At 75.2% G+C, this 26,456-nt stretch carries 21 protein-coding genes and 1 riboswitch; of the genes, 9 read left to right on the top strand and 12 right to left on the bottom strand.

What is annotated here, in order from left to right; genetic code table 11:
- Positions 1–61: 61 nt before the first annotated feature.
- The 5 genes from araA to D5H78_RS01980 all read right to left on the bottom strand — a co-directional run bounded on the left by araA (position 62) and on the right by D5H78_RS01980 (position 6,534).
- Positions 62–1,567 carry an L-arabinose isomerase gene (araA, locus tag D5H78_RS02000; protein ID WP_119948713.1) on the bottom strand — a complete coding sequence of 502 codons (1,506 nt, stop codon included), beginning with the start codon at positions 1,565–1,567 and terminating at the stop codon, positions 62–64.
- Positions 1,568–1,650: 83 nt separating this feature from the next.
- Positions 1,651–2,601, bottom strand: a complete 951-nt coding sequence (yjfF, locus tag D5H78_RS01995) for a galactofuranose ABC transporter, permease protein YjfF (RefSeq protein WP_342782406.1) — start codon at positions 2,599–2,601, stop codon at positions 1,651–1,653.
- An 83-nt stretch (positions 2,602–2,684) separates the two neighbouring features.
- Positions 2,685–3,815, bottom strand: a complete 1,131-nt coding sequence (locus D5H78_RS01990; protein WP_119949284.1) for an ABC transporter permease — start codon at positions 3,813–3,815, stop codon at positions 2,685–2,687.
- 35 nt (positions 3,816–3,850) lie between these two features.
- Positions 3,851–5,371: a sugar ABC transporter ATP-binding protein gene (locus tag D5H78_RS01985; RefSeq protein WP_119949283.1), complete on the bottom strand. Its 1,521-nt coding sequence runs from the start codon at positions 5,369–5,371 to the stop codon at positions 3,851–3,853.
- A 197-nt stretch (positions 5,372–5,568) separates the two neighbouring features.
- Complete coding sequence (locus tag D5H78_RS01980) at positions 5,569–6,534, bottom strand: ABC transporter substrate-binding protein (protein ID WP_119949282.1); 966 nt, start codon at positions 6,532–6,534, stop codon at positions 5,569–5,571.
- 425 nt (positions 6,535–6,959) lie between these two features.
- Between D5H78_RS01980 and D5H78_RS01975 the strand changes: the two genes are divergently transcribed.
- The 3 genes from D5H78_RS01975 to D5H78_RS01965 all read left to right on the top strand — a co-directional run bounded on the left by D5H78_RS01975 (position 6,960) and on the right by D5H78_RS01965 (position 12,754).
- Positions 6,960–9,500: an alpha-L-arabinofuranosidase C-terminal domain-containing protein gene (locus tag D5H78_RS01975; protein WP_119948711.1), complete on the top strand. Its 2,541-nt coding sequence runs from the start codon at positions 6,960–6,962 to the stop codon at positions 9,498–9,500.
- 11 nt (positions 9,501–9,511) lie between these two features.
- Positions 9,512–10,981: a family 43 glycosylhydrolase gene (locus tag D5H78_RS01970; RefSeq protein WP_119948710.1), complete on the top strand. Its 1,470-nt coding sequence runs from the start codon at positions 9,512–9,514 to the stop codon at positions 10,979–10,981.
- 129 nt (positions 10,982–11,110) lie between these two features.
- Positions 11,111–12,754 (top strand): MFS transporter, encoded by a 1,644-nt coding sequence (locus tag D5H78_RS01965; protein WP_119948709.1) that lies wholly within the window; start codon positions 11,111–11,113, stop codon positions 12,752–12,754.
- Between the two features lie 44 nt (positions 12,755–12,798).
- Here the strand turns inward: D5H78_RS01965 and D5H78_RS20205 are convergent, their stop codons facing one another.
- Positions 12,799–14,847, bottom strand: coding sequence for a S9 family peptidase (locus D5H78_RS20205; RefSeq protein ID WP_119948708.1), 2,049 nt, complete (start codon positions 14,845–14,847; stop codon positions 12,799–12,801).
- A gap of 125 nt (positions 14,848–14,972) precedes the next feature.
- Between D5H78_RS20205 and D5H78_RS01955 the strand changes: the two genes are divergently transcribed.
- Together D5H78_RS01955 and D5H78_RS01950 are read left to right on the top strand one after the other, a co-directional pair.
- Positions 14,973–16,622: a RecQ family ATP-dependent DNA helicase gene (locus D5H78_RS01955; protein ID WP_119948707.1), complete on the top strand. Its 1,650-nt coding sequence runs from the start codon at positions 14,973–14,975 to the stop codon at positions 16,620–16,622.
- Positions 16,623–16,647: 25 nt separating this feature from the next.
- Entirely contained in the window at positions 16,648–17,322 is a 675-nt protein-coding gene (locus tag D5H78_RS01950) for an HD domain-containing protein (RefSeq protein WP_119948706.1), read from the top strand.
- Here D5H78_RS01950 and D5H78_RS01945 read toward each other — a convergent pair.
- Positions 17,276–17,536 carry a DUF4031 domain-containing protein gene (locus tag D5H78_RS01945; protein WP_119948705.1) on the bottom strand — a complete coding sequence of 87 codons (261 nt, stop codon included), beginning with the start codon at positions 17,534–17,536 and terminating at the stop codon, positions 17,276–17,278. The two genes, D5H78_RS01950 and D5H78_RS01945, sit on opposite strands and share 47 nt — an antisense overlap.
- Before the next feature lie 37 nt (positions 17,537–17,573).
- On the opposite strand from D5H78_RS01945, the gene D5H78_RS01940 reads away from it, so the two are divergent.
- Together D5H78_RS01940 and D5H78_RS01935 are read left to right on the top strand one after the other, a co-directional pair.
- Positions 17,574–17,921: a hypothetical protein gene (locus tag D5H78_RS01940; RefSeq protein WP_119949281.1), complete on the top strand. Its 348-nt coding sequence runs from the start codon at positions 17,574–17,576 to the stop codon at positions 17,919–17,921.
- 110 nt (positions 17,922–18,031) lie between these two features.
- On the top strand, positions 18,032–18,319 hold the full coding sequence (locus tag D5H78_RS01935; RefSeq protein ID WP_119948704.1) for a WXG100 family type VII secretion target: 288 nt from the start codon (positions 18,032–18,034) through the stop codon (positions 18,317–18,319).
- A gap of 15 nt (positions 18,320–18,334) precedes the next feature.
- On the opposite strand, the gene D5H78_RS19525 is transcribed toward D5H78_RS01935, so the two are convergent.
- From D5H78_RS19525 to thrC, 5 genes are all read right to left on the bottom strand, one after another.
- Positions 18,335–18,853: a hypothetical protein gene (locus tag D5H78_RS19525; RefSeq protein ID WP_177891082.1), complete on the bottom strand. Its 519-nt coding sequence runs from the start codon at positions 18,851–18,853 to the stop codon at positions 18,335–18,337.
- 97 nt (positions 18,854–18,950) lie between these two features.
- The gene (gene groL / locus D5H78_RS01925) at positions 18,951–20,576 is read right to left on the bottom strand and encodes a chaperonin GroEL (protein ID WP_119948703.1); all 1,626 of its coding nucleotides are present in this window, start codon (positions 20,574–20,576) and stop codon (positions 18,951–18,953) included.
- Positions 20,577–20,763: 187 nt separating this feature from the next.
- Complete coding sequence (locus D5H78_RS01920) at positions 20,764–21,507, bottom strand: TetR/AcrR family transcriptional regulator (protein WP_119948702.1); 744 nt, start codon at positions 21,505–21,507, stop codon at positions 20,764–20,766.
- 25 nt (positions 21,508–21,532) lie between these two features.
- Positions 21,533–21,808, bottom strand: a complete 276-nt coding sequence (locus D5H78_RS01915) for a MoaD/ThiS family protein (RefSeq protein ID WP_119948701.1) — start codon at positions 21,806–21,808, stop codon at positions 21,533–21,535.
- Positions 21,805–23,097: a threonine synthase gene (gene thrC, locus D5H78_RS01910; RefSeq protein ID WP_119948700.1), complete on the bottom strand. Its 1,293-nt coding sequence runs from the start codon at positions 23,095–23,097 to the stop codon at positions 21,805–21,807. Before thrC ends, D5H78_RS01915 begins: the two co-directional genes overlap by 4 nt.
- A riboswitch (SAM riboswitch) is annotated at positions 23,091–23,227 on the bottom strand. (Overlaps the previous gene by 7 nt.)
- A 149-nt stretch (positions 23,228–23,376) precedes the next feature.
- Here thrC and D5H78_RS01905 point away from each other — a divergent pair.
- Together D5H78_RS01905 and D5H78_RS01900 are read left to right on the top strand one after the other, a co-directional pair.
- Positions 23,377–24,843, top strand: coding sequence for an alpha,alpha-trehalose-phosphate synthase (UDP-forming) (locus D5H78_RS01905; protein ID WP_218566117.1), 1,467 nt, complete (start codon positions 23,377–23,379; stop codon positions 24,841–24,843).
- A 115-nt stretch (positions 24,844–24,958) separates the two neighbouring features.
- Positions 24,959–25,990 (top strand): LacI family DNA-binding transcriptional regulator, encoded by a 1,032-nt coding sequence (locus D5H78_RS01900; protein WP_119948699.1) that lies wholly within the window; start codon positions 24,959–24,961, stop codon positions 25,988–25,990.
- Positions 25,991–26,456: the final 466 nt, after the last annotated feature.

The following is a 26,456-nucleotide window of genomic DNA, read 5'->3' as shown; positions in this document are numbered from 1 at the left end:
GGGGCTCCTCCTTCCGTGGTGGGTGCGGGGCCCGCGGCCTGCGCGCCGCGGGCCCCGTCGCTCAGAGCCGGGCCGAGAGCCGGTGGTACGCGGCGCTCCACCGCAGCTCCTGGCGCAGGCGGCGCGGCGTCGTCGCCGCGTCGATGACGACGAGCTCGGTCGCCACCATCTCGGCGAAGTCGTCGAGCTCCTCCACGCCGACCGCGGTCGAGAGCACCGTGTGGTGCGGCGCGCCGGCCTCCAGCCAGCACTCGGCCGAGGTGGCGAGGCTCGGGTGGGGCTGCCACACCGCGCACGCCACGGGCAGCCGCGGCAGGTCGTGCGGCGGCTCGACGACGTCGATGGTGTTGGCCGTGAGGCGGAAGCGCTCGCCGACGTCGCTGAGGCCCACGACGACGCCCGCACCGGGCGCGGCGGTGAAGCGCAGGCGCACCGGGTCCTCGCGCCCGCCGATGCCGAGCGGGTGCACCTCGACGCGCGGGCGCCCGGACGCGATGGTCGGGCAGACCTCCAGCATGTGGGCACCGAGGACGACCTCGCGCCCGGGGGTGAGGTCGTAGGTGTAGTCCTCCATGAACGAGGTGCCGCCCGGGAGCCCGCGCCCCATCGTCTTCACCGCGCGCAGCAGGACCGAGGTCTTCCAGTCCCCCTCGCCGCCGAAGCCGTAGCCGTCGGCCATGAGCCGCTGCACGGCGAGCCCCGGCAGCTGGCGCAGCCCGCCGAGGTCCTCGAAGTTCGTGGTGAAGGCCCCGAAGCCGCCCTCGGCGAGGAACTGGCGCAGACCGGCCTCGATGCGCGCGCCGTACCGCAGCGCGGCGTGCCGCTCCCCTCCGGGAAGCAGCTCCGGGGCGACGTCGTAGACGTCGGCGTACTCCGCGACGAGCTTGTCGACGTCGGTGTCCGGCACCTCGTCGACGACGGCGACGAGGTCGTTGACCCCGTACGTGTTCACCGAGACGCCGAAGCGCAGCTGCGCTTCGACCTTGTCCCCCTCGGTGACCGCGACGTCGCGCATGTTGTCGCCGAAGCGGGCCAGGCGCAGGGTGCGCAGCTCGGCCCAGCCGCTCGCGGCGCGGGCCCACGCCCCGACCCGCCCGGCGACCCGCGGGTCGCTCACGTGCCCCGCGACGGTCTTGCGCGGCACGCCGAGGCGGGCCTGGACGAACCCGAACTCCCGGTCGCCGTGCGCGGCCTGGTTGAGGTTCATGAAGTCCATGTCGATGGTGTCCCACGGCAGGGCCACCCCGGCCTGGGTGTGCAGGTGCAGCAGCGGCTTGCGCAGCGCGTCGAGCCCGGAGATCCACATCTTGGCCGGGGAGAACGTGTGCATCCACGCCACGAGGCCGACGCACTGCGGCGCGGCGTTGGCCTCGAGGACCTGGGCGTGGATGGCCGCGGCGTCGGTGAGCACCGGCTTCCACACCACGCGGTGCGGCACGGCGGGGCTCGCGTCGAGCCGGGCGGCGACGTCGCGGGACTGGTCCGCGACCTGGCGCAGGGTGTCCTCGCCGTAGAGGCCCTGGCTCCCGGTGAGGAACCAGACCTCGGGCAGGCTGGCGTCGGGCATGGGTGCTCCTCGCAGAGGGTCCGTGGTGGGGTGCGCCGGGGTGGGCGCAGCAGGGGGCGCGGCGGCTGCCGCGGTGCGCCGGGCTAGGCCCGGGCCCGCAGGAAGGCGCGCTGCATGACGATGAAGGCGAGCAGCAGGGCCCCGATGACGATCCTCGTCCACCAGGAGCTGAGGGTGCCGTCGAAGTTGATGAGCGTCAGGATCGTGCCGAAGACGAGTACGCCGAGCATCGAGCCCACGACGAACCCGACGCCGCCGGAGAGCAGCGTCCCGCCGATGACCACCGCCGCGATCGCGTCGAGCTCCATGCCCAGCGCGGCCAGCGGGTAGCCGGAGAGCGAGTACAGCGCGAAGAGCAGGCCGCCCAGGGAGGCGCAGAGGCCGCTGACGGCGTACACCGCGATCTTCGTGCGGCGCACCTGCAGGCCCATGAGGACCGCGGAGGCCTCGCTGCCGCCGATCGCGTACACGGTGCGCCCGAAGCGGGTCAGGTGCAGGACGAACGCCGCGACGGCGACGACCGCGACCGCGGCGACCGCGGTGTACGAGACGTAGTAGCCGCCGGGCAGCTCCAGGGAGCCCGACGCGAGGCTGATGAAGGTGTCGTCGCGGATCGGGAACGACTCGGTGCTGATGAGGTAGCACAGCCCCCGGGCGAAGAAGAGGCCCGCGAGCGTGACGATGAACGGCTGGATGTCGAACACGGCGATGATGGCGCCCTGCACGAGCCCGAAGGCCGTGCCCATGAGCAGGACGGCGGCGATGACCACCGGCGCCGACCAGCCCTCCTGCAGCGCCCAGGACGCCACCATGCCGGTGAGCGCGACGACCGACCCCACCGACAGGTCGATGCCGCCGGTGAGGATGACGAAGGTCATCCCCACCGCGAGGACGATGAGGTACGCGTTGTCCACGAACAGGGTGAGGAAGACCTGCGGGTCGCCGAAGCCCTCGTAGCGGGCCGAGCCCGCGCCGAACATGGCGACGAAGAGCACGAAGGTCGCGATGACCGGGACGAAGCGCTGCGGGGGCACGAACCGCGCGCCGCGCGGCGCCGTACGGGGTCGGGCGGGCGCGCGCTCGGTGCGCGGGCCCTCGGGGGCGAGCTGGGGCGTCGTCACGGCTGGGCCACCTTGTGCGCGGAGGAGGAGGACGGGCCGCCGGCGTCACCGCCGGAGGCGTCGAGGGGGTCGGGCAGGGCGGCCGACGGGGCCGGTGCGTCCCCGGAGGCCCGCGCCTCGGGCACGAGCGGGCGGGGCGCGCGCCGGCGCACGAGGACGGCCCTCGCCCGCGGGGACTGCAGCAGGCAGACCGCGATGACCACGACGGCCTTGAAGACCAGCGTCACCTGGGTCGGGATGCCCGCCGTGTAGACGGTCGTCGTCAGCGTCTGGATGAGCAGCGCGCCGACCACGGTCCCGGGCAGCGAGTAGCGCCCGCCGGCGAGGGAGGTGCCGCCGATGACGACCGCGAGGATCGCGTCCATCTCGAGGTAGAGGCCGATGGAGTTCGCGTCTGCGGAGCTGACGTTCGACGCGATCATCAGGCCGGCGAGCCCGGCGCAGAAGGCCGAGAAGACGTACACCGTGAAGACGATGGTGCGCGAGCGCACGCCGGCGAGGCGGCTCGCCTCCGGGTTGATGCCCACCGACTCCACGAACGTGCCCAGCGCGGTGCGCCGCGTGGTGCCCCAGACGAGGAGGATGGCCGCGGCGACCACGAGGACGGCGACGGGCACGAGGAGGTAGCCGGCGCCGAGCTGGCGGAAGGCGCTGTTCGTGACGGTGGTGATGTTGCCGCCGGTGACCAGCTGCGCGATGCCGCGCCCGGCCGTCATGAGCACCAGCGTCGCGATGATCGGCTGGATCCCCAGGACGGAGACGAGGAAGCCGTTCCACAGGCCCAGCACGATGCACAGCGCGAGCGCGGTCGTCATCGCGACGACGGCCGCCCCCGCGCTCGTCGGGTCCTCGGCGCCCGCGATGGACACGCACGCCACCGAGCCCGCGATGGCGGCGACGGCCCCGACCGACAGGTCGATGCCGCGGGTGGCGATGACCAGCGTCATGCCGAGCGCCACGATCATCACCGGGGCGCCGTTGCGCAGGATGTCGACGACGCTGCCGTAGAGGTGCCCGTCCTGCACGCGCACCGACAGGAAGCCGGGCGTCACGACGACGTTCCCGACGAGCAGGGCGAGGAGGGCGAGCACCGCCCACGCGATCGGGCTGCCCTTGGCGCGGGCCAGCGCTGCGGTGCCGGACCGTCCGGCGGCGGCGGTGCTCACGAGGCCTCCTCGGCGAGCAGGCCGGCCGCGCCGCTGCTCGCGATCATCTCCATGACGTCGCCGACGCTGACGTCGGCGCCCTCCAGCTCCCCGACCTTGCGGCGGTCGCGCAGCACCACGACGCGGTGCGCGAGGCGGACGACCTCCTCGAGCTCGGTGGACACGTAGACCACGGCCATCCCCTGCGCCGCCAGGTCCGCGACGAGCTTCTGGATCTGCAGCTTCGCGCCGACGTCGATGCCGCGGGTCGGCTCGTCGAGGACGAGCAGCCGCGGCTCGGTGACGAGCCAGCGCGCCAGCAGGACCTTCTGCTGGTTGCCGCCGGACAGGTTGCGGACCGGGGCGTCGGGGTTCGCCGGGCGGATGTCCAGCGCCTCGACCCACTTCTCGACGAGCTCGTCCGCCGTGCGGCGCGGGATGGGGCGCGCCCATCCGCGCGAGGCCTGCATCGCGAGGACCAGGTTGTCGCGCACGCTGAGGTCGCCGACGATGCCCTCGCCCTTGCGGTCCTCGGAGGAGAACGCTATCCCGGCGGCGATCGCGGACCGGGGGCTGCGCAGGCGCAGCGGCTGGCCGTCGAGCAGCAGCCGGCCGGTGTCGGGCCGGTCCGCGCCGAAGAGCAGGCGCGCCATCTCCGTGCGGCCCGAGCCGAGCAGGCCCGCCAGCCCCACCACCTCGCCGGCGCGGACCTCGAGGTCGAAGGGCTCGATCGAGCCCTTGCGCCCGAGCCGCTCCGCGCGCAGCAGCGGCGGCGCGGACTCGGCCGCCTCGCCCGCCGCGTGGGCGCGGGCCTCGACCGCCTCGAGGGCGTCGAGGTCGCGCCCGACCATCGCCGAGACGAGCTGGAGCCGGCCGAGGTCGCGGGTGAGGTGCTCGCCGACGAGCCTGCCGTTGCGCAGCACCGTCATGCGGTCCGCGATCTCGTAGACCTGGTCGAGGAAGTGCGACACGAAGAGGATCGCCACCCCCTCGTCGCGCAGGCCGCGCATGACGCGGAAGAGCTCGGCGACCTCGTCCGCGTCCAGGCTCGACGTCGGCTCGTCGAGGATGAGCACGCGGCAGTCCACCTCGACCGCGCGGGCGATCGCGACGAGCTGCTGCACCGCGATGGGGTGGCTGCCGAGGGTGGACCCCGGGTCGATGCCGAGCCCCATGCGCTCGAGCAGGGTGCGCGCGCGGGCCCGCATGGCGCGCCCGTCGACCGCCCCGAACCGGCGCGGCTCGCGCCCGAGCATGATGTTCTCCGCCACCGTGAGGTTGGGGCAGAGGTTGACCTCCTGGTACACCGTGCTGACGCCGGCGTCCTGGGCGGCGCCCGGGCCGGCGAAGCGCACCGCGCGCCCGCCGACGCGGACCTCGCCCGCGTCGACCGCGTAGACGCCGGTCAGCGCCTTGATGAGCGTGGACTTGCCGGCGCCGTTCTCGCCCATGAGGGCGTGGACCTCGCCGGGGAAGAGCCGGAAGTCCACGTCCTGCAGCGCCTTGACGCCGGGGAACCCGATGGTGATGCCGCGCATCTGGACCACGGGGTCCGGGGTGGCGGCGGTGCGCGGGGCGGGAGCGGGCGGGCTGCCCCCGGCGGGGATGGTCGCGGTCCTGGCCTGCTCGGGGTGCATGCCTGCCTCCTTCGACGTGGGGTGCGGTCCCCGCCCGGGCCGGGGCACGGGCGGGGACCGCGGTGGCGGCTGGTCGGCGCGCCCGGTGCGCGCGCCGGTCAGTACTCGCGCGTGGGCAGCGCCTCCACGGCCTGCTCCTGCGTGAAGGTGGTCTCCTCGGTGACGACCCGCTTCTCGACCTCCTCGCCGGCGACGACCTTCTCCGCGAGCTCCATGAGCTGGTCCCCGAGGAGCGGGTTGCACTCGACGATGAAGTTGATCTTGCCGTCGGCGAGGGCCTGCATGCCGTCCTTCACCGCGTCGACGGTGATGATCTTGATGTCCTTCCCGGGCACCTTGCCGGCGGCCTCGATGGCCTCGATGGCGCCGAGGCCCATGTCGTCGTTGTGCGCGTAGACGACGTCGATGTCCGGCTGGCTCTTGAGGAAGGCCTCCATGACCTGCTTGCCGCCGGTGCGCGTGAAGTCGCCGGTCTGCGAGGCGACCACCTGGATGTTCGGCGAGCCCGCGACGGCCTCGGCGAAGCCCTCCTGCCGGTCGATCGCCGGCGCGGCGCCCGTCGTGCCCTGCAGCTCCACGACGCTGGTCGGCTCGCTGCCGACCTCCTCGACCAGCCACTCGCCGGCCTTCTTGCCCTCCTCGACGAAGTCCGAGCCGAGGAAGGTCTCGTAGAGGCTCTCGTCCTCGGAGTCGACCGCACGGTCGGTGAGGATGACCGGGATGCCCGCGCGCTTGGCCTCGAGCAGCACCGTGTCCCAGCCCGTCTCCACCACGGGGCTGAAGGCGATGACGTCCACCTTCTGCTGGATGTAGGACCGGATCGCCTTGATCTGGTTCTCCTGCTTCTGCTGCGCGTCGGAGAACTTGAGCTCGATGCCCGCCTCCTCGGCGGCCTCCTGGACGGACTTCGTGTTGGCCGTGCGCCAGCCGCTCTCCGCGCCCACCTGGGCGAAGCCCATGGTGATCGTGCCGTCGCCGCCGCTCGCGGCGGTGCTGCCGCCGTCGCCGCCGCCGCACGCCGTGAGCGCGGTCAGGACGACCGCGCCGACCGCACCCGTGAGCATCTTCTTGAACACCGTCGTCCTCCTGATGGCTGGCTCGTGGCGGTCCCCGCCACGCCCCGGGTCGAGCGGGCCCCGGGCGTCCCGGACGTGGCGGGGGACCGCTGTGACCGCTGTCACCGCGGTCACGTCCGCCAAGAGTGAGCGTTCACATCGGGCTCGTCAAGGGCTTCGACGCAACTCGTCCACGCCCGCGTCACACGGTTGACACACGTCGGGACCGGCCGTATGTTCGCGCTCACATCGTGACGTGCCGCACATCACGCCCTGCCCCGCAGAGGCCGGTGGCGGCACCCCCGCACCCCCACCCCGACCCCCGCCCCGTGGCGCCGGGCGGCAGCTGCCGCGCGCCGACCGGGCGGTCCCGGACGAGCCCCGCGGCCCGGGCCGACGGAACCCCCGCACGACCGACGACCCCAGGAGGGACGATGACGACCCCCGCACGCGCCGGCCTCGGCCTGGCGGTGAGCGCCCTGCTCGCCGCCGCGCTGGTGCCCGGCCAGGCGAGCGCCGCACCGGCCGAGCCCGACTACACCATCGACGTCGACACCGCGGCCACCGGCCCGGCGATCGACGACACCATGTACGGCGTCTTCTTCGAGGACATCAACGACGCGGCCGACGGCGGGCTCTACGCCGAGCTGGTCCGCAACCGGTCCTTCGAGTTCCTGCCCGCGGACCGGGAGGGCTGGAACGGCCTCACCGGGTGGGGCGAGACCGCGCTCGCGGGCGGCGCCGGCACGGCGGCGACGCCGAACGACGACGCGCGGCTGCACGAGCGCAACCGCACCTACCTCCGGCTGGACCTGCGCAACGCGGCGGGCGGGGCCTACGGGGTCACCAACGGCGGGTACGGCACCGGCGTCGCCGTGGCCGAGGGCCGGAAGTACGACTTCTCGGTGTGGGCCCGCACCACGGCCAAGGCGGGGACACCGATCACGGTGCGCCTCGCCACCGCGTCCGGGAAGGCGCTTGCCAAGCCGCTCGTGCTGCGGGCGGAGGGCGACGGCTGGGTCAAGTACGAGGGCACGCTCACCGCCACCGCGACGAGCGACGCGGGGCGCCTCTCGGTGCTCGCCAAGGGCACTGGCACGCTGCGCCTGGACATGGTGAGCCTCTTCCCGCAGGACACCTTCATGGGCCGCGAGAACGGCCTGCGCAAGGACCTCGCCGAGAAGATCGCGGCCCTGGACCCCGGGTTCGTCCGCTTCCCCGGCGGCTGCATCGTCAACGTCAACAGCCACTACGGCTACGACGAGGCGTCCGGCTGGCAGCGGGCGCGGTCGTACCAGTGGAAGGACACCGTCGGGCCGGTCGAGACCCGGGCGACGAACGCGAACTTCTGGGGCTACAACCAGTCCTACGGCCTCGGCTACTTCGAGTACTTCCAGTTCGCCGAGGACATCGGCGCCATGCCGCTGCCGGTCGTGCCGGCCCTGCTGACCGGCTGCGGGCAGAACCGGGCGACGGACGACCCCGCGCTGCTGCAGCGGCACATCCAGGACACCCTCGACCTGATCGAGTTCGCCAACGGCCCGGCCACCTCGACGTGGGGGCAGCTGCGCGCCGACATGGGGCACCCGGAGCCGTTCGGCCTCACCCACATCGGCGTCGGCAACGAGGAGAACCTGCCCCGCGAGTACGCGCCGATCTTCGTGCAGTTCCGCGACGCCATCAAGGCGGAGCACCCGGACATGGTCGTCATCAGCAACTCCGGCCCCGACGACCAGGGGCCGGTCTTCGAGGAGCACTGGGCGAACAACCGGGCCAACGACGTCGACATGGTCGACGAGCACTACTACAACAGCCCGACCTGGTTCCTCCAGAACAACGACCGCTACGACGCGTACGACCGCAACGGGCCGAAGGTCTTCCTCGGCGAGTACGCCTCGCAGGACGGCAAGCTGTTCAACAGCCTGTCCGAGGCGGCGTACATGACCGGCCTCGAGCGCAACGCCGACGTCGTCAAGCTCGCGTCGTACGCCCCGCTGCTCGCCGACGTGGACAACGTGCAGTGGCGCCCGGACATGATCTGGTTCGACAACGACGAGTCGTGGGGCAGCACCTCGTACGAGGTCCAGAAGCTGTTCATGAACAACGTCGGGGACCACGTCGTGCCGAGCCGGGCGAGCGGCGCGGTGGTGCAGCCGGAGCCGATCACCGGGTCCGTCGGCCTGTCGACCTGGGCGACCGCCGCGCGGTACGACGACGTGACCGTCACCGCCCCCGACGGCAGCGTCCTCCTCGCCGACGACTTCGAGGACGGCGAGGCCGACGGGTGGCGCAGCCTCGAGGGCCGCGGCTCCTGGTCGGTCGTCGACGGCGCCTACGAGCAGTCCGACGCGGCCGCGGAGAACACCATGGTCGTCTCGCCGGCGGTGGGCGCGACGGACTACGACATCACCGTCAAGGCCACCAAGACCGCCGGGCGCGAGGGCTTCCTGCTCGGCTTCGGGGTCGAGGGCACGGGCGACTACTACTGGTGGAACATCGGCGGCTGGGGCAACACCCGCAGCGTCGTCGAGAAGGCCACGGGCGGCGCCAAGGAGACGCTCGTCGCGCACGAGGGCGAGTCGGTGGTGACGGGCCAGGAGTACGAGCTCCAGGTCCAGGTGCGCGGCACGCAGGTGACGCTGCTGCAGGACGGCGTCGTCTGGGACACCTTCAGCGACGACCGGGTCGTCGAGCCCTTCGCGCAGGTCGTGACGCGGGACGAGGCGACCGGCGAGCTCATCGTCAAGGTCGTCAACGCACAGGACCGCCCCGCGGTGACGCGGGTCGACCTCGGCGCCCAGCGCGTGGCGCCCCGGGCCCGGATGACCGTCATCACCGGCGACCCGGGCGAGCAGAACACCCGCTCGGCGCAGCCGATCAGGCCGGTGACCACCACCGTGCGCGGCATCTCCAGCCGGTTCACGCGGACGTTCGCCCCGAACTCCGTGACCTTCCTCCGCATCACGACCAGGTGAGGGCGACCCGCATGAGCATCGACATCAGCCGCCGGGCCCTGCTGCGCGCCGGGCTCGGCGCGGGCGCCGCGCTCCCCCTCGGCCTGGCCGGGGCCGGGGCCGCGGGCGCCGCGCCCGCCACCGCCGCCGCGGGGGCGCCGCCGAGCGACGCGGAGGTCTACGGCGTCACCACCGTGAACCCGCTCGTCGTCCAGCGGGCCGACCCGTTCGTCACCCGCCCGGTCGGGGGGATGTACTACTTCACCGGCTCCGTGCCGGAGTACGACCGCCTCGTCGTCCGCGGCGCGCCGACGCTCGCCGGGCTCACCGACGCCGAGGAGACCGTGGTCTGGCGCCGGCCGGCGACGGGCCCCCTGGGCGGCTACGTCTGGGCGCCGGAGCTGCACCGCATCGGCGGGCGCTGGTACATCTACTTCGCCGCGGGCGACGACCCGAACCCGTTCGCGATCAAGATGTACGTCCTCTCGTCCTCCCTCGCCGACCCGCGCGACGCGTCCGGCTGGGGCGCGCCGCGCGAGGTCGAGACGCCGTGGGGCTCGTTCAAGCTCGACGCGACGACCTTCCAGCACGGGGGCAGCCGCTACTACGTCTGGGCGCAGGCCGAGCCGGAGATCCAGGTCAACACGAGCCTCTACATCGCGCGGATGAAGAACCCGTACGAGCTGGCCACCGCCCCGACCCGCATCTCCACCCCGACCCTGGCCTGGGAGCGGCAGGGCTTCGCGGTCAACGAGGGCGCGGCGGTGCTCATCCGCAACGGCCGCGTCTTCATGACCTACTCGGCCAGCGCGACGGACGCGCGGTACTGCCTCGGCCTGCTCACCGCCGACGCGGACGCGGACCTGCTCGACCGCGCGTCGTGGAGCAAGTCGCCGACGCCGGTCTTCGTCAGCAACGAGCAGACCGGCCAGTGGGGCCCCGGGCACAACTCGTTCACCGTGGCCGAGGACGGCACGGACGTGATGGTCTACCACGCCCGCGACTACCGCGACATCGTCGGCGACCCGCTGTTCGACCCCAACCGCAACGCCCGCGTGCAGCGGGTCTACTGGGCCGAGGACGGCACCCCGCTGTTCGGCGTCCCGGTCGGGCGGGGCGGGCCGATCGTCCGGCTCTCCCCGCTCGACGCGCCGCGCTCGTTCGTGCGCCACGCCGAGTCCGTGGTGCGGGTCGACCGCGACGTCCGCGAGCTCGCCGACACCCAGTGGCGCTTCGTCCCCGGCCTCGCCGGCCAGGGCACCGAGTCGCTGCAGTCGGTCAACCACCCGGACCGGTACGTCCGCGTCGTCGACGGCGTCGTCCGCATCGACCCGGTCGAGGAGGGCGCCGCGTTCGCCGGGCAGGCGAGCTTCCGCCGGGTCGCCCGGGACAAGGGCTGGGCGCTGCAGGTGGCCGGCTCGGGGGCGTACCTCGTCCACGCGAGCGGGCGCCTCACCACGGCGCGCCGGCCGGGCCGGCAGGGGACCTTCCGGCCGAGCTGACGCGGGGCGCGGGCCGGCCCGCAGGAGGGGCGGCGGGGCGGGGACCGGAGGGTCCCCGCCCCGTCGTCGTCCCGGCCGAGGGGCCCGGTTGCGTGCACCGGGGCGGTGGGCGGGTAGAGCATCGCCGCCATGACGACGCCCACGGTGCCCGCCGCCGACCCGCCGCCCCCGGCCCCCGGGACGCTCGACGGCGGCGGTCCGTGGGCGCCGCTGGCCCAGCCGGTGTTCCGGGCCCTCTGGCTCGCCACGCTCTTCAGCAACGTCGGCACCTGGATGCAGACGGTCGGTGCGCAGCTGCTGCTCGTCGACCGGCCCAACGCCTCCACGCTCGTCGCCCTCGTGCAGACGGCCAGCACCCTGCCGGTGGTGCTGCTCGCGCTCCCGGCGGGCGTGCTGGCCGACAGCTTCGACCGGCGGCGCATGCTCCTCGCGGTGCAGGCGTACATGGCGCTCGTCGGGATCGCCCTCACCGTCCTGATCGCCCTGGACCGGATGGGGCCCTCGACGCTGCTCCTGCTGACCTTCGCGCTCGGCGTGGGCACGGCCCTCACCGCGCCGACGTACCAGTCGCTCATCCCCGAGCTCGTGCCGCGCGGGATGCTGGCCTCGGCCTCCGCGCTCGGCGCGGTGAGCATGAACCTCGCCCGCGCGGTCGGGCCCGCCGTGGCCGGGCTGCTCATCACGCACATCGGCACCGCCGCGGTGTTCGGGCTCAACGCGCTGAGCTTCACCGTCTTCGTCGGGGTCCTGCTCGCCTGGCGGCGCCCGCCGGTCGAGGACGTGCCCCAGCGCGAGCGGTTCGTCCCCGCCCTGCGCGCCGGCGGGCGGTACGTCCGCCACTCCCCCGTGACCCGCCGGCTGCTGCTGCGGGTCGTCCTGTTCATCCTCCCCGCCGTCGCCCTCTGGGCGCTGCTCCCCGTCGTGGCCGCTCAGCAGCTCGGCCTCGGCTCCAGCGGGTACGGGGTCCTGCTCGCCGCGCTCGGCATCGGCGCGGTCCTGGGCGTGGTCGTGCTGCCGCGGATCCGCGCCCGCATCTCCCCGAACGCCGTCATCGGCCTGTCCACGGCGCTGTTCGCCGTCGCGACCGCCGTGCTGGTCCTCGTGGACTCGCTGCCGGTCGTGCTGCTCGCCCTGCTGCCGGCCGGCGGCGCCTGGGTCGGGGTGCTCTCGACGATGAACGCGACCCTGCAGCTCTTCCTGCCCGGCTGGGTACGGGCGCGCGGGCTCGCGGTCTACCAGATCACCTTCTTCGGCAGCCAGGCCGCGGGGTCCTTCGCCTGGGGCCTCGCCGCCGACCGGTTCGGGCTCGTACGGACGTTCCTCGCCGCCGCCGCGCTGCTCGCGCTCGGCGGCGCGTCGGTGCTGTGGTGGCCCTTGCGCCGCGCGGGTGGCGGGCGGGCACCGGCGATCTACTGGCAGGAGCCGCAGCTCGTCATCGACCCGGACCCCGACGTCGGGCCCGTCCTCGTCACGTCGACCTACGACGTCCCCGAGGAGGCCGAGGAGGCGTTCCTCGAGGCGATGGTGCCGGTGCGCCGGGCCCGCCAGCGCACCGGCGCGTACCGGTGGCAGCTCTACCGCGACGGCGAGGTGCCCCACCGGTTCGTCGAGGCGTACCTCGTCGGCTCGTGGGAGGAGCACCTGCGCCAGCACCAGGGGCGCATGACCGAGTCGGACGCGGCGGCGGACCAGCGGGCGCGGAGCCTCGCCGTCCGCGAGCCCGAGGCGCACCACCTCTTCCCGGCGCTGCGCCGGCCCCGCGCGCCGCACTGAGCGGACGGGCGGGGCCGGGCTGCCGCGCCGGCCGGGCGGGCGCCTCAGAGCAGCTCGGGCCGCCGCCACTCCCGGCCGAGCACGTGGTGGTCGAGGAAGGCGAAGACCGTCTCGTACCAGACCCGCGCGTTGCCGGGCCCGAGCACCCAGTGGTTCTCGTCCGGGTAGTAGAGGAACCTCGAGGGGACGCCGAGCCGCTGCAGGTCGCTCCACAGGCGCAGCCCCTCGCCGATGGGCACCCGGTAGTCGCGGTCGCCGTGGACCACCAGCATCGGCGTGCGGATGCGGTCGGCGTAGCGGTGCGGCGACCAGGCCTCGTAGCGCTCCGGCTGCTCCAGCGCGGCTCCCCACTCGCGGGCCCAGTAGGCCGGCACGTCGGTCGTCGGCACGAACTGGTCGAGCGCCCAGAGGCTGGCGTGCGTGACGATCGCGCGGAAGCGGTCCGTGCGGGTGGCCACCCAGTTCGCCATGTAGCCGCCGAACGACCCGCCCATGGCCGCGGTGCGCCCGGCGTCGAGGTCGCCGCGCTCGAGCGCGGCGTCGGTCACCGCCATGAGGTCGGTGAACGGCTCGGCGCCCCACCGGCCCCAGCCGCGCTGGACGAACGCGTCGCCGTACCCGGTGGAGAGCGCCGGGTCGGGCAGCAGCACCGCCCAGCCGCGCGCCGCCATGAGGTGGGGGTTCCACCGCCACGACCAGTCGTTCCAGCTGCCCAGCGGCCCGCCGTGGATCCACAGCAGCAGCGGCGCCGGGGCGTCGGGCGACGCGCCGGGCGGCAGCACGAGCCAGGCCCGCAGCGGCGTGCCGTCCTCGGCCCGCGTGCGCACCTCCTCGAGGCGGCCGGGGACCTGCGGGCGCGGCACCGGCCCGCGCAGCGGCACGGGGTCCTGGTCGGGCGCCGCGGCGTCGAGGCGCACCGGCTCGGCCGGGTGCTCGTACGACGAGGACAGCGCGAAGACGTGCCGGCCGTCCGACGAGGGGCACAGCGCGTCGTACGCCCCCCACCGCGTCAGCCGCACGACGGCGCCGGTCGCGAGGTCGAGCCGGAACACCGGGCGGTGCCCCTGCTCGTCGGCCGTGAACAGCAGCGCCGCCCCGTCGCCGGTGAAGACGGGCCGCCCGGGGCGCAGGTCGAAGCCCGCGGTGAGGACCCGCGGCTCGCCGCCCTCGAGGTCGACGACGCACAGGTCGAGCGTGGGGACGCGGTCGTAGCCGCTGAGGCCCTCGCGCAGGCACGCGACGAGCCGCCCGTCCGGGGACACCGCGGGCGCTCCCCAGGACACCGCGTCCGGCTCGGCCGCCGCGAGCACGCGCACCGCGCCGTCGGCCGTGGCCACCGCGACGAGGTCCTGCACCCGCTCGCGCCAGCCCTGCGCGCGGGACCAGCCGGTGACCACGTGGGCCCCGTCCGGGGTGAGGACCGGCGACTGCTCGTCGAGGGCGCGGCCCGGCGCGGGCGTCAGGTCGCGCAGCACCGCGGGCGCATCGCCCTCGCCCGGCTCGACGACGAGCAGGCGCGACTCCGCGGGGCCGAGGTCGTGGTCCCAGGAGCGGACGGGCCCCTCCTCGTGCAGCAGCGCCGTGACGGCCGCCTCCTCCCGGGCGGTGCGCCGCGCGCGGTCCTCCGCGTCGCCGCTCGTGCCCGGCAGCGCGGGCGCGAGCGCGACGACCGTGCCCGCGTCGCGCGCCACGACGACGGCGTCGAACCCGCCGGGGCGCTCGGCGAGCCGGCGCGCCTCGCCGCCGCCCGCGGGCAGCGCCCAGAGCGCGGCCACGTCGCCGTCGCCGCGGCCCTCCGCGTCGGGCGGCGCCGGCGGCAGCGGGCGGCGGGAGAGGAAGAGCAGGTCGCCGCCCGGGGCGGGGGCGGCCCCGGCCTCGCCCTCGGCGGAGCGGGTGAGCCGGTGGGCCGGTCGCCCGCCCGCCGGGTCCACCTCCCACAGCGCGCTGCGGTAGGCCGTCCGGTCCGGCGCCAGGCTCGCCACGGTCGCGACGAGGCGCGTCCCGTCGGGCGAGAGCGCCAGGCCGGTCGTGCGCGCCAGCGCGACGTGGGCGGCGGGGTCGTGGAAGGGCGTGGCGTCGGTCTCCTCGGGCACGCGGGCACGCTACCCACCGGGGCCGACAGCCGCGGGCCGCGTTTCGCGCCGGCCGCCGCGCGGTACCGCTGGGCGGTCGCCCGGGCACCCCGCCGGGCCCCCACGAGCCCCTGGAGGCCGCCCGCATGAGCACCGTCCCCCGCGACGCCGCGCTGCCCCGCGAGGAGGCGCTGGCGGAGGTCCGGCGGGTGGCCCGCGAGGTCTTCGGCTACGAGCAGCTGCGCGAGGGGCAGGAGGAGGCGATGGCGGCGCTGCTCGCCGGGCACGACGTGCTGCTCGTCATGCCCACCGGCGGCGGCAAGTCGGCCGTCTACCAGGTGCCCGCGGTCCTCATGCAGGGCCCGACGCTCGTGGTCTCCCCGCTCATCGCCCTGCAGCAGGACCAGGTCGAGGGGCTGCGCGAGCACGGCGCCGAGACCGAGGCGTACGCGGTGAGCTCCGCGACGAGCGCGCGGGAGCGGCGCGAGGCCTGGGAGGCCGTGCGCCAGGGCGACGCGGAGTTCCTCTTCCTCGCCCCGGAGCAGCTGGCCAACCCGGAGGTCCTCGAGCGGGTCCGCGCCCTGCGCCCGAGCCTCGTCGCGGTGGACGAGGCGCACGCCGTGTCCTCCTGGGGGCACGACTTCAGGCCGGACTACCTGCGCCTCGGCGAGTTCATCGACGCGCTCGGGCGCCCCCGGGTCATCGCCCTGACCGCGACCGCCGCGCCCCAGGTGCGCGACGACATCGTCGAGCACCTGCGCATGCGCGACCCCGAGGTCGTGGTGAAGGGCTTCGCCCGCACCAACATCGACCTGCAGGTCGTCCGGCTGCGCTCGGACGCCGAGAAGCGCGACGAGGTCCTGCTGCGCACCGCCGCCGAGGCCAAGCCGCTCATCCTCTACACCGCGACCCGCCGCGACACCGAGGAGTACGCCGAGGCGGTCGCCGAGCTCGGCCTGCGCGCGGCCGCCTACCACGGCGGGATGCGCGCGGGCGACCGCGAGGAGGTCCAGCAGCGGTTCATGGCCGGCGAGCTCGACGTCATCGTCGCGACGAACGCCTTCGGCATGGGCATCGACAAGGCCGACATCCGCACCGTCGTGCACGCCACCGTCCCCGACTCCCCCGACAGCTACTACCAGGAGGTCGGGCGCGCCGGGCGCGACGGCGAGCCCTCCTCCGCGGTGCTCTTCTACCGGCCCGAGGACCTCGGCCTGCGGCGGTTCTTCACCACGAGCGCCCCCGACGAGGAGCAGGTCGAGCAGGTGGCCCGCGCGATCGAGCGCACCGGCGCGGACCCCTCGGACCGCGACGACCGGGCCGAGCTGCGCGAGCGCACCGGCCTCGGCCCCCGCAAGCTCGGGCGGATCGTCAACCTCCTCGAGGACGTGGAGGACGACCGCCGGGGCGACCCGCACGCGGCGGCGGAGCGGGCGGTGGAGCTCGCGGAGGCGCAGCGGACCATGGAGCGCTCGCGCCTGGAGATGATGCGCGGCTACGCCGAGACGACCGGCTGCCGCCGCCAGTTCATGCTGTCGTACTTCGGCGAGGAGCTGCCCGAGCCGTGCGGGCACTGCGACACCTGCCGGGCCGGGACCGCCGAGGAGGTGCCCGACGTCGCCGACGCCCCCTTCGCGCTGCAGGAGCGGGTGCGCCACGAGCAGTTCGGCGAGGGGGTGGTCATGGGCTACGAGGGCGACCCCGACCGGGTGACGGTCCTCTTCGACGAGTCCGGCTACCGCACCCTCGCCCTCGAGGCGGTCCGCCGCTCCGACCTGCTGGAGCCCGCGGACTGACGGTCGGCCGCGGGACGATGCGGGGGTGGCGGACGTGACGGTCGTGGCGGACGAGGACCTGCTCGCGCGGTGGGCCGCGGCGGCGGTCGGCGCCGGGGCGCGCCCCGGCCCGGCGCTGGACGCGGCGGGGCGGGACCTGCTGGCGCGCTGGGACGAGCCGCACCGCGCGTACCACGACCGCCGGCACCTCGCGGAGGTGCTCGAGCGGGTCGACGCGCTCGCGCGGCACGCCCGCGACCCCGGCGCGGTGCGGCTGGCCGCGTGGTTCCACGACGCGGTGTACGACGTCCACCGCCCCGGCAGCGAGGAGCGCTCCGCGCGGCTGGCCACCGCGGTCCTCGGCGCCCTCGGGGTGCCCGCCGCGGGCGAGGTCGCCCGGCTGGTGCTGCTCACCGCGGGGCACGACCCCGCGGACGGCGACGCGGACGGGTGCGTCCTCGCCGACGCCGACCTCGGCGTGCTCGCCGCCGACCCGGCCCGCTACGCGGAGTACGCCGCGGACGTGCGCCGCGAGCACGCCCACGTGCCCGACGCCGCCTTCGCCGCCGGCCGCGCCGCGGTGCTGCGGGGGCTGCTGGCGCACCCGCGGCTCTTCCGCACGCCGACCGGGGCGCACGGGGAGCGTGCCGCGCGGGACAACGTCGCGCGCGAGCTCAGCGCGCTGGCCGCCGGCGCAGCCCCGAGGCCAGCAGCCGGGTGACGAGCTCGCGCCCCGTCACGTCCTGCGCGCCGAGGGCGATCGCCCGGTCCCGCAGCTCCTCCGGGATGTCGTAGTGGTCGCCCTGGAACGCCCGGCGCGGCACGCCGAGGCGCTCGGCGAAGGCGTGCAGCTCGTCGTACCCGGTGTCGCTCACCAGGTGCGACCACAGCTTGTCGCGCCAGGGCCAGATGGCCGGGTCGACGAGGATCGCCACAGCGGGCGAGCCTAGCCGCCGGGGCACCATGGGGGGCATGAGCGACGCCCCCGCCGACCCGCTGCTGCGCGCCCGCGCGCTCGTGCTGCACGACCTCGCGGCCTACGGCGCCGACACCCCCGACGTCGTCGACCTCGTCGAGGACGTCGTCGTCGAGCGGCGCTGGTGGGTCGGGCAGTGGCCCGAGGGCGGGGCGTACGTGGCCGGCCAGGTCGCCCAGGACGTGCAGGACCGGCTCATGGACACCGAGGGCCGCTGGCCGACCTGCCGCGTGCACGACGGCGAGCCGCTGGGCGTGGAGCCCGAGCTCGGGCCCGACCCGCACTGGGTGTGCACCGAGGGGTGCGGGGTCGTCGCGCCGCTGGGCGCGCTCCCGCCGGGCTGAGCCGACCGTCCACAGGGCTGTGGACGGCCCGGGCCGGGGGTCCGCGGCGCGGCCGTACGGTGCGCCGGACGCGGCCCGACGGGGGCCGCCGGCCACGACAGGAGCACCCCATGACCGGGTTCCGGGTCACCCCCGAGCAGCTGCACTCCCTCTCCGGACGGGTCCGCGGCGGCGCCGGGAGCATCGACGGCGAGCTGCGCGGGCTCGCCGCGTCCGTCGCGCCCCTCGGCGGCGACTGGGCGGGCGTCGCGCAGGCGCGCTTCCAGGAGCTGTGGGCCGAGTGGCAGCGCAGCGCCGAGGGGCTCAACCAGGCGCTCACCGGCATCGCCGACCTGCTGGCGCAGGCGGGGACGGCGTACGCCGGCGCCGAGGAGCAGGTCGCCCGCAGCTTCGGCTGAGGGCGCCGCGGGCCCTCAGCCGCGGCGGGCGTCGCGGCGCCGGGCGACCGCCCCGGCGCCGAGCGCCATGAGCAGCTGCGCCCCCGCCAGGCCCAGCCCGAGGGAGGCGGCGGGGCTGCGGTGCCCGCGACGGGCGAGCCGGCGCAGCCAGCGGTCCTCGGCGCGGTGCCACAGCACCGTGCCGGCGACCGAGGCGCCGAGCCCGGCCGCGACCAGCGGCCACGGGAGGTCCCGGAGGCCGGGCGCCGGGTCCTCCGGCGCGGGGTCCTCCGGCGCGGGGTGCTCCGGCGCGGGGTCCTCCGGCGCGGGGTCCTGCGGCGCGGGGTGCGGCCCCGCGTGCCGCTCGGGGGCCGGCGCGACCGGTCGCCCGTGGCGCGCGGGACGGGTGGCCTCGGCGACGAGCAGGCCCGCCAGGACGCCGGCCCGGACGGCCCGGCGCCGGCGGGGCCGGTCGTCGTAGTGCCGGGCGGCGGTCCAGCCGAAGGTGCCCGCCGCACCCGTCAGCGCCTCGTGGGGCAGCCAGGGACGTTCCACGACGAGGAGCCTAGGGGTGCGACGCCGCGAGGGGCGGCCCCGGCGCGAGCCGGGACCGCCCCTCGGGGTGGTGCTCAGGTGGTGCGAGCGGCGTGGCTCAGAAGTCCATGCCGCCCATGTCGCCACCGCCGGCCGGGGCCGCAGCGGCCTTCTCCGGCTTGTCGGCGATGACGGCCTCGGTGGTGAGGAAGAGCGCCGCGATGGAGGCGGCGTTCTGCAGCGCCGAGCGGGTGACCTTGGCCGGGTCAATGATCCCGGACTTGATCATGTCGACGTACTCGCCGGTCGCGGCGTTGAGGCCGTTGCCGGGCTCGAGGTTGCGCACGCGCTCGACCACGACGCCGCCCTCGAGGCCGGCGTTCACCGCGATCTGCTTGAGCGGGGCCTCCAGCGCGAGCTTGACGATCGCGGCACCGGTGGCCTCGTCGCCCTCGAGCTCGAGCTTGTCGAACGCCGAGACGGACGCCTGGAGCAGGGCCACGCCACCACCGGCGACGATGCCCTCCTCGACGGCGGCCTTGGCGTTGCGCACCGCGTCCTCGATGCGGTGCTTGCGCTCCTTGAGCTCGACCTCGGTGGCCGCGCCCGCCTTGATGACGGCGACGCCGCCGGCGAGCTTGGCGAGGCGCTCCTGGAGCTTCTCGCGGTCGTAGTCCGAGTCCGACTTCTCGATCTCGGCGCGGATCTGGTTGACGCGGCCCGCGATCTGGTCCGCGTCGCCCGCACCCTCGACGATGGTCGTCTCGTCCTTGGTGATGACGACCTTGCGCGCGCGGCCGAGCAGCTCGAGGCCGGCGTTCTCGAGCTTGAGGCCGACCTCCTCGCTGATGACCTGGCCGCCGGTGAGGATCGCGATGTCCTGCAGCATGGCCTTGCGGCGGTCGCCGAAGCCCGGGGCCTTGACCGAGACCGAGCGGAAGGTGCCGCGGATCTTGTTGACGACGAGCGTGGCCAGGGCCTCGCCCTCCACGTCCTCGGCGATGATCAGCAGGGGCTTGCCCGACTGCATGACCTTCTCCAGCAGCGGGAGCAGGTCCTTGACCGCCGAGATCTTGCTGTTGACCACGAGGACGTACGGGTCCTCGAGGACGGCCTCCTGGCGCTCCGCGTCGGTCACGAAGTAGCCGGAGATGTAGCCCTTGTCGAAGCGCATGCCCTCGGTGAGCTCGAGCTCGAGCCCGAAGGTGTTGCTCTCCTCGACGGTGATGACGCCTTCCTTGCCGACCTTGTCCATCGCCTCGGCGATCATCTCGCCGATCTGGGTGTCGGCGGCGGAGATCGAGGCCGTGGAGGCGATCTGCTCCTTGGTCTCGACGTCCTTGGCGACGTTCAGCAGCTGCTCGGAGACGGCCTCGACGGCCTTCTCGATGCCGCGCTTGAGCGCCATCGGGTTCGCGCCGGCGGCGACGTTGCGCAGGCCCTCGCGGACCAGCGCCTGGGCCAGGACGGTCGCGGTCGTCGTGCCGTCACCGGCGACGTCGTCCGTCTTCTTCGCGACCTCCTTGACCAGCTCGGCCCCGATCTTCTCGTACGGGTCCTCGAGCTCGATCTCCTTCGCGATGCTCACACCGTCGTTGGTGATCGTGGGGGCGCCCCACTTCTTCTCCAGGACGACGTTGCGGCCGCGCGGGCCGAGCGTCACCTTGACGGCGTCGGCGAGCTGGTTCATGCCGCGCTCGAGGCCGCGACGGGCCTCCTCGTCGAAAGCGATCATCTTTGCCATGAAGTTTCCGGTCCCTCCCAGACGGGGTGGATGGCGACCGGTCCAGCGCCCGCGACGGACGAGCCGGAGCGCGCGGTCACGTCCCCGCTGCGCCGACCCTCGCCGACCGGTCGTTCCTGTCACTCCCTGCACGAGAGTGCTAGGCCCATGTTGGCACTCGACCCTGGAGAGTGCAAGCGACCCCGGGTCAGGCGGGCGGGCGCCCGGCGACGAGCGCGGCCACCCCGTCGAGGACCCGGTCGAGGGCGAAGGCGAGGGCCCGCCCCGGGTCGTACGCCGCCCCCTGCTCCGCGCCGGCCGCCGCGCCCACCCGCACCGCCCGCGGGTAGCGCGCCGGGTCCAGCACCCGCTCCAGCAGCGGCCCGCTGGCCGCCCACCAGTCCGCGTCCTGCGCCCCTGCGGCGGTGCCGCCGCGCGCCGCGCCGTCCGCGACGTCGCCGAGCAGGACCACCACGAGGTCGCGCTCGACGTCGCTCAGCCCGGCGCCGTCGAGGGCGACGAGCTCGCGCTCGTACGTGCCGATGGTCCCCGGCCCCAGCGGCGGGCGGCGGCGGGTCGCCACCTCGAGCAGCCACGGGTGGCGGCGGGCCCGGTCCAGCCGCTCCCGGGCGACCTGCTCGGCGCGCTCGCGCCAGCCGCCGCGCAGCGCGGGCAGCTCCTCGCGGTGCACCAGGTCGACCATGAGGTCGAGCAGCTCGTCGCGGCCGGGGACGTAGGTGTAGAGCGTCATCGGCGCGACACCCAGCTGCGCGGCGACCGCGCGCACCGTCACCGCGTCCAGGCCCTGCGCGTCGGCGAGCGCCACGGCCGCGTCCCCGACCTGCGCGGGGCGCAGCCGCTGTCGCGGGCCGCGGGGGCTCGGCGGGTCGAGGTCCCACAGCAGGGCGAGGGTGCGCGCGGGGTCGCCCCCGCCGCTCGCCGCCCTGGCCATGGCGGGGACCGTACCGCCGCCCGCGTCAGCCCCCGGCGACCGCCGGGATGACCGAGACCTGCGCCCCCTCGGGCGTCGGGGTCTGCAGCCCGTCGGCGAAGCGCACGTCCTCGTCGCCGACGTACACGTTGACGAAGCGCCGCAGCTTGCCCGCGTCGTCGAGGACGCGCGCGCCGATCCCGGGGTACGAGGCGTCGAGCGAGGCGATGACCTCGGCGAGCGTCGAGCCCTCCGCGCTCACCTCGGACTCCCCCTTGGTGTAGGTCCGCAGGATCGTCGGGATGCGCACGCTGACGCTCACGCGCTGACCGCCTTCCGGAAGGCCTCGAGCGAGGCGGGGATGGTCGCCGTCGGGCCGACGACGGGGGACACGGCGTCGAGCGTCTTCAGCCCGTCGCCGGTGTTGAACACGACCGTCTCGGCCGCGGGGTCCAGCTGACCGGAGGCGAGGAGCTTGCGCAGCGTCGCCACCGTGACGCCGCCGGCGGTCTCGGCGAAGATCCCCTCGGTGCGGGCGAGCAGGCGGATGCCCTCGACCACCTCGGCGTCGGTGACGTCCTCCACGGCCCCGCCGGTGCGGCGGCAGACGTCGAGCACGTACGGCCCGTCGGCGGGGTTGCCGATGGCCAGGGACTTGGCGATCGTGTCCGGCTTCACCGGGCGCACCACGTCGTGCCCGGCCTTCCAGGCCTGCGCGACGGGCGAGCAGCCGGTCGCCTGGGCGCCGAAGACCTTGTACGGCGCGTCGTCGACGAGCCCGAGGTGCACGAGCTCGCGGAAGCCCTTGTCGATCTTGGTGAGCTGCGAGCCGGAGGCGATGGGGACCACGAGCTGCTCCGGCAGGCGCCAGCCGAGCTGCTCGGCGACCTCGTACCCGAGCGTCTTGGAGCCCTCGGCGTAGTAGGGGCGCACGTTGACGTTGACGAACGCCCAGTCCTCCTCCTCGCCCGCGATCTCCGAGGCGAGGCGGTTGACGTCGTCGTACGTCCCCTCGACCGCGACGAGCGTGCCGCCGTACACGGCGCTCGTGACGATCTTCTGCTGCTCGAGGTCGCTCGGGACCATGACCACCGAGCGGATGCCCGCGCGCGCCGCGGCCGCCGCGACGGCGTTGGCGAGGTTCCCGGTCGACGGGCAGGCGAGGACCTGGAAGCCGAGCTCGCGGGCGGCGGCGAGCGCCACGCCGACGACGCGGTCCTTGAACGAGTGCGTGGGGTTGCCCGAGTCGTCCTTCACCCACAGCCGGCGCATGCCCAGCGCGGCGGCGAGGTTGTCCGCGCGGACCAGCTTGGTGAAGCCGGGCTCGAGGTTCGGCACCTCGGTGACCGTCGAGGGCACGGGCAGCAGGCCGCGGTAGCGCCAGATGTTGCGCGGACCGGCCTCGATCGAGGCGCGGGTCACGCCGCGGTAGTCGTACGCCACCTCGAGGGGGCCGAAGCACTCCTCGCAGGCGTAGCGCGCGCCGAGGGGGAAGGACGCCCCGCACTCGCGGCAGGTCAGGCCGGTGGCCGGCCCCAGGTCGACGTCGGGCTCGACGGCGGTGGGCAGGGGGGTGGTCGTGGCAGTCACGTACGAGGCCTCTCTCCTCATCTTTCCCGCCGGATGGTCCGCGGGACGGAGTTGGCACCTTTCGCGCGCCGGGGCCGCGGAGGTCGCGGTCGTACGCACGGGGTTGCCGGGGCTTCGTCGGGCCGTGTCCCTCTGCCCCTCTGGATGAGCGGTCTTCAGTTGTGCCCCCCATCGTAGGGCACCGCGGCACGGGCAGCGGCCGCCCGGCCCCCTCGGGGCCGGGACCGCCCGCCGGGCCGGCGGCGGGACCGGCTAGGGTCGCTGGCCCACGACCCGCCCCACCCCGCCGGAGGCACTCCCGTGGCCGGCAGCGCTCCCCTGCTCGTCGCGTCCAACCGCGGACCGGTCACGTTCGTGCGCGCGGAGGACGGCGGCCTCGTCCCGCGCCGCGGCGGCGGCGGCCTCGTCTCGGGGCTCTCCGCGGTCGCGGGCGCCACGGGGGCGCTGTGGGTGTGCGCCGCCCTCGGCGACGCCGACCGCGAGGCGTCCCGGTCGGTGCCGGGCGGTCGGCTCGCGCCGCACGACGTCGACCGGCACCTCGGGGAGCCGGTGGGGGCCGGGCACGCCGTGGTCCGGATGCTGGACATCGACGCGCTGACCTTCCACCGCGCGTACGACGCGGTGGCCAACTCGACGCTGTGGTTCGTCCACCACCTGCTCTGGTCGACCGCGTTCACCCCGGTCTTCGGCGCCCCCTTCACGCGCGAGTGGGAGGGGTACGTCGCCTACAACCGCACCTTCGCCGAGGCGGTCGCCGAGGACGCGGCCCCGGGCGCGAAGGTCCTCGTGCAGGACTACCACCTGAGCCTCGTGCCCGGGATGCTGCGCGACCTGCGGCCCGACCTGCGCACGGCCCACTTCTCCCACACCCCCTGGGCGCCGCCGGACTACTACGCGCTCCTGCCCGCCCGCGTCGCGCGGAGCCTCCTCGAGGGCCTGCTCGGCGCCGACCACGCCGGCTTCCTCAGCGTCCGGTGGGCGCGGGCCTTCCTCGACTGCGCCGAGCGGGTCCTGGGCGCCCGGGTCGACCGCGCGGCGCTCACCGTCGAGCACGCCGGGCGCACCACCCGCCTCGGGGTGCACCCGCTCGGCGTCGACGGCGCCGAGCTGCGCGAGCGCGCGGCGCGGCCCGACGTGGAGGCGCGCCGGGCGGCCCTCGCCGAGGACCTGCGGGGGCGCCGCACGGTCGTGCGCGTGGACCGCACCGAGCTGAGCAAGAACATCGTCCGCGGGCTCCTGGCCTTCCGCGAGCTCCTGCGCGGGCACCCCGAGCACGTCGGCGAGGTGGTGCACGTCGCCTTCGCCTACCCCTCCCGGGCCGAGCTCCCCGAGTACCGCGAGTACACCGCCGCCGTCCTGCGGGTCGCCGAGGAGATCAACGACGAGTTCGGCACCGACGACTGGCAGCCCGTCGTCCTGCAGGTCGAGGACGACTACGCGCGCAGCCTCGCTGCGTACCGGCTCGCCGACGTCCTCCTCGTCAACCCGGTGCGGGACGGGATGAACCTCGTCGCCAAGGAGGGCCCCGTCCTCGCCGAGGACGGCTGCGCGCTCGTGCTGTCCACCGAGGCCGGGGCCGCCGAGGAGCTCGGCGGCGACGCGCTGCTCGTCAACCCGTACGACGTCGGGGAGACCGCCGACGCCCTCCACCGGGCGCTGACGATGCCCCCGGAGGAGCGCCGCTCCCGCTGCCGCCGCCTCGCCGCGGCGGCCACGGCGGTGCCCCCGGAGCGGTGGTTCGCGGCCCAGGTCGACGCCCTGGGGTGAGAAAGCGCTAGCCCGGAGTGACCGGACGCGGAGCGGGAAAGCCGCGTCCTGGCGGTGCCGGGAGGCGCCGGTGCAGTACGGTGAGCGCGACCACACGTCGGAGAGGCGGTCCCCCGTGCCCTCAGGTCCTGTCACCCTCGCGGACGTCGCGCGCGCCGCGGACGTCTCCCTCGCCACCGCGTCCCGGGTGCTCAACGGCAGCGTCCGCACCGTCGGGCCCGTCCTGCGCGAACAGGTGCTCGCCGCGGCCGCCGAGCTCGGCTACCGGCCCAACCCCGCCGCCCAGGCGATGGCCCGGGGCGCGTCCGACCTCGTCGGCCTCGTCGTCCCCGACATCACGGACCCGTGGGACGCCGAGGTCGCGGCCGGTGTGCTCGAGGTCGCGCGGGAGATGGGCCTGCTCGTCAGCGTGGTGAGCACCGGCCACGACCCGGAGCTCGAGCTCGAGCACGTGTCCTCCATGCGCAACCACCGCGCCCGGGCCGTGGTCCTCGCGGGCAGCCGCACGTCGGGCCGCGACGTCGGCCGGCGCCTCGCCGCCGAGGTCGAGGGTTTCGAGCTCGCCGGCGGGCGCGTCGCGGTCCTGGGGCAGCGGACGCTGGGCACCGACACGCTGCTCCTCGAGAACCGGCCGTCGGCGAAAGCGCTTGCCGCCTCCCTCGTCGAGCAGGGCTTCGAGCGCTTCCACGTCCTCGCCGGCCCCAAGGAGCTCGTCACCGCCCGTGACCGCGTCGCGGGCTTCAAGGACGGGACGGCGGGCGGGCGCAAGAGCCGGCTCGGCGAGGTCGTGAACGGCGCGCTGAGCCGCGAGGGCGGGTACGAGGCCGCGCTCGAGCTCGCCGCCTCCGTCGACCTGCGCGGCTCCTGCGTCCTCGCCGTCAGCGACACCGTCGCCGTCGGCGCCCTCGCAGCCCTGCGCGAGCGCAAGCTCAAGGTGCCGCAGGACGTCGCCCTCGCCGGGTTCGACGACCTCCCCGTCGGCCGCGAGACCACCCCCGCCCTCACCACGGTGGCCCTGCCGCTGCGCGACCTCGGCCGCCGCCTCGCCGACCTCGCCCTCGGCCCGCTCCCCGAGGACGACGGGGTCCGCGTCGAGCGCGTCCCCGGCGAGGTCGTCCACCGGGCCAGCACCAAGCGCCGCCGCTGACCCGCCCCCCACGGCGATCATGCGCTGACGGCGGCGCGCAGTCGGAGTCCACCATCGGCGCATGACCGCGGCGCACCCCTTGCGGCGATCATGCGCTGAGGGGTGCGGGGGACCGCCTTTGCGATCCCGCCGGTCACGGTATCGCCGGCTCCCGGGCCCGCTCGCGCGCCAAGGCCCGCCATGCGCGCATGATCGCGGCGCACCCCCTGCGGCGATCATGCGCTGAGGGCGGGTGCCCAGCTGCCGCCAGGGAACGCCGTACGCCCATGATCGCGGCCGAGGGCGGGGCGGTGCGCGGGACGCCCTCCGGCCCCGCCGGGTCCGACCCGCTCCCCGACCCGCGTCCGTGCCTGGGGTCCGCCAGGTGCCAGGGGCCGCCGTACGCGCATGATCGCGGCCGAGGGTGGGGCGGTGCGCGGGACGCCCTCAGGCCCTACCGGGTCCGGCCCGCTCCCCGACCCGCTCC

Origin of the sequence: Vallicoccus soli (assembly GCF_003594885.1) — a bacterium.
GTDB lineage: Bacteria > Actinomycetota > Actinomycetes > Motilibacterales > Motilibacteraceae > Vallicoccus > Vallicoccus soli.
Note: the sequence above shows the minus strand (reverse complement) of the source record. Positions and strands in the feature narration are given on the sequence as shown.

What these genes read in the sequence shown, in the direction of transcription:
- D5H78_RS01920 (WP_119948702.1), bottom strand. Translation starts at nt 21,507, where the DNA reads ATGGCCAGGGCGGCGAGCGGCGGGGGCGACCCCGCGCGCACCCTCGCC.
- araA (WP_119948713.1), bottom strand. Translation starts at nt 1,567, where the DNA reads ATGCCCGACGCCAGCCTGCCCGAGGTCTGGTTCCTCACCGGGAGCCAG.
- D5H78_RS01940 (WP_119949281.1), top strand. Translation starts at nt 17,574, where the DNA reads ATGAGCGACGCCCCCGCCGACCCGCTGCTGCGCGCCCGCGCGCTCGTG.
- D5H78_RS01970 (WP_119948710.1), top strand. Translation starts at nt 9,512, where the DNA reads ATGAGCATCGACATCAGCCGCCGGGCCCTGCTGCGCGCCGGGCTCGGC.
- D5H78_RS01985 (WP_119949283.1), bottom strand. Translation starts at nt 5,371, where the DNA reads ATGCGCGGCATCACCATCGGGTTCCCCGGCGTCAAGGCGCTGCAGGAC.
- D5H78_RS01975 (WP_119948711.1), top strand. Translation starts at nt 6,960, where the DNA reads ATGACGACCCCCGCACGCGCCGGCCTCGGCCTGGCGGTGAGCGCCCTG.
- D5H78_RS01980 (WP_119949282.1), bottom strand. Translation starts at nt 6,534, where the DNA reads ATGCTCACGGGTGCGGTCGGCGCGGTCGTCCTGACCGCGCTCACGGCG.
- D5H78_RS01935 (WP_119948704.1), top strand. Translation starts at nt 18,032, where the DNA reads ATGACCGGGTTCCGGGTCACCCCCGAGCAGCTGCACTCCCTCTCCGGA.
- D5H78_RS01955 (WP_119948707.1), top strand. Translation starts at nt 14,973, where the DNA reads ATGAGCACCGTCCCCCGCGACGCCGCGCTGCCCCGCGAGGAGGCGCTG.
- D5H78_RS01965 (WP_119948709.1), top strand. Translation starts at nt 11,111, where the DNA reads ATGACGACGCCCACGGTGCCCGCCGCCGACCCGCCGCCCCCGGCCCCC.
- groL (WP_119948703.1), bottom strand. Translation starts at nt 20,576, where the DNA reads ATGGCAAAGATGATCGCTTTCGACGAGGAGGCCCGTCGCGGCCTCGAG.
- thrC (WP_119948700.1), bottom strand. Translation starts at nt 23,097, where the DNA reads ATGAGGAGAGAGGCCTCGTACGTGACTGCCACGACCACCCCCCTGCCC.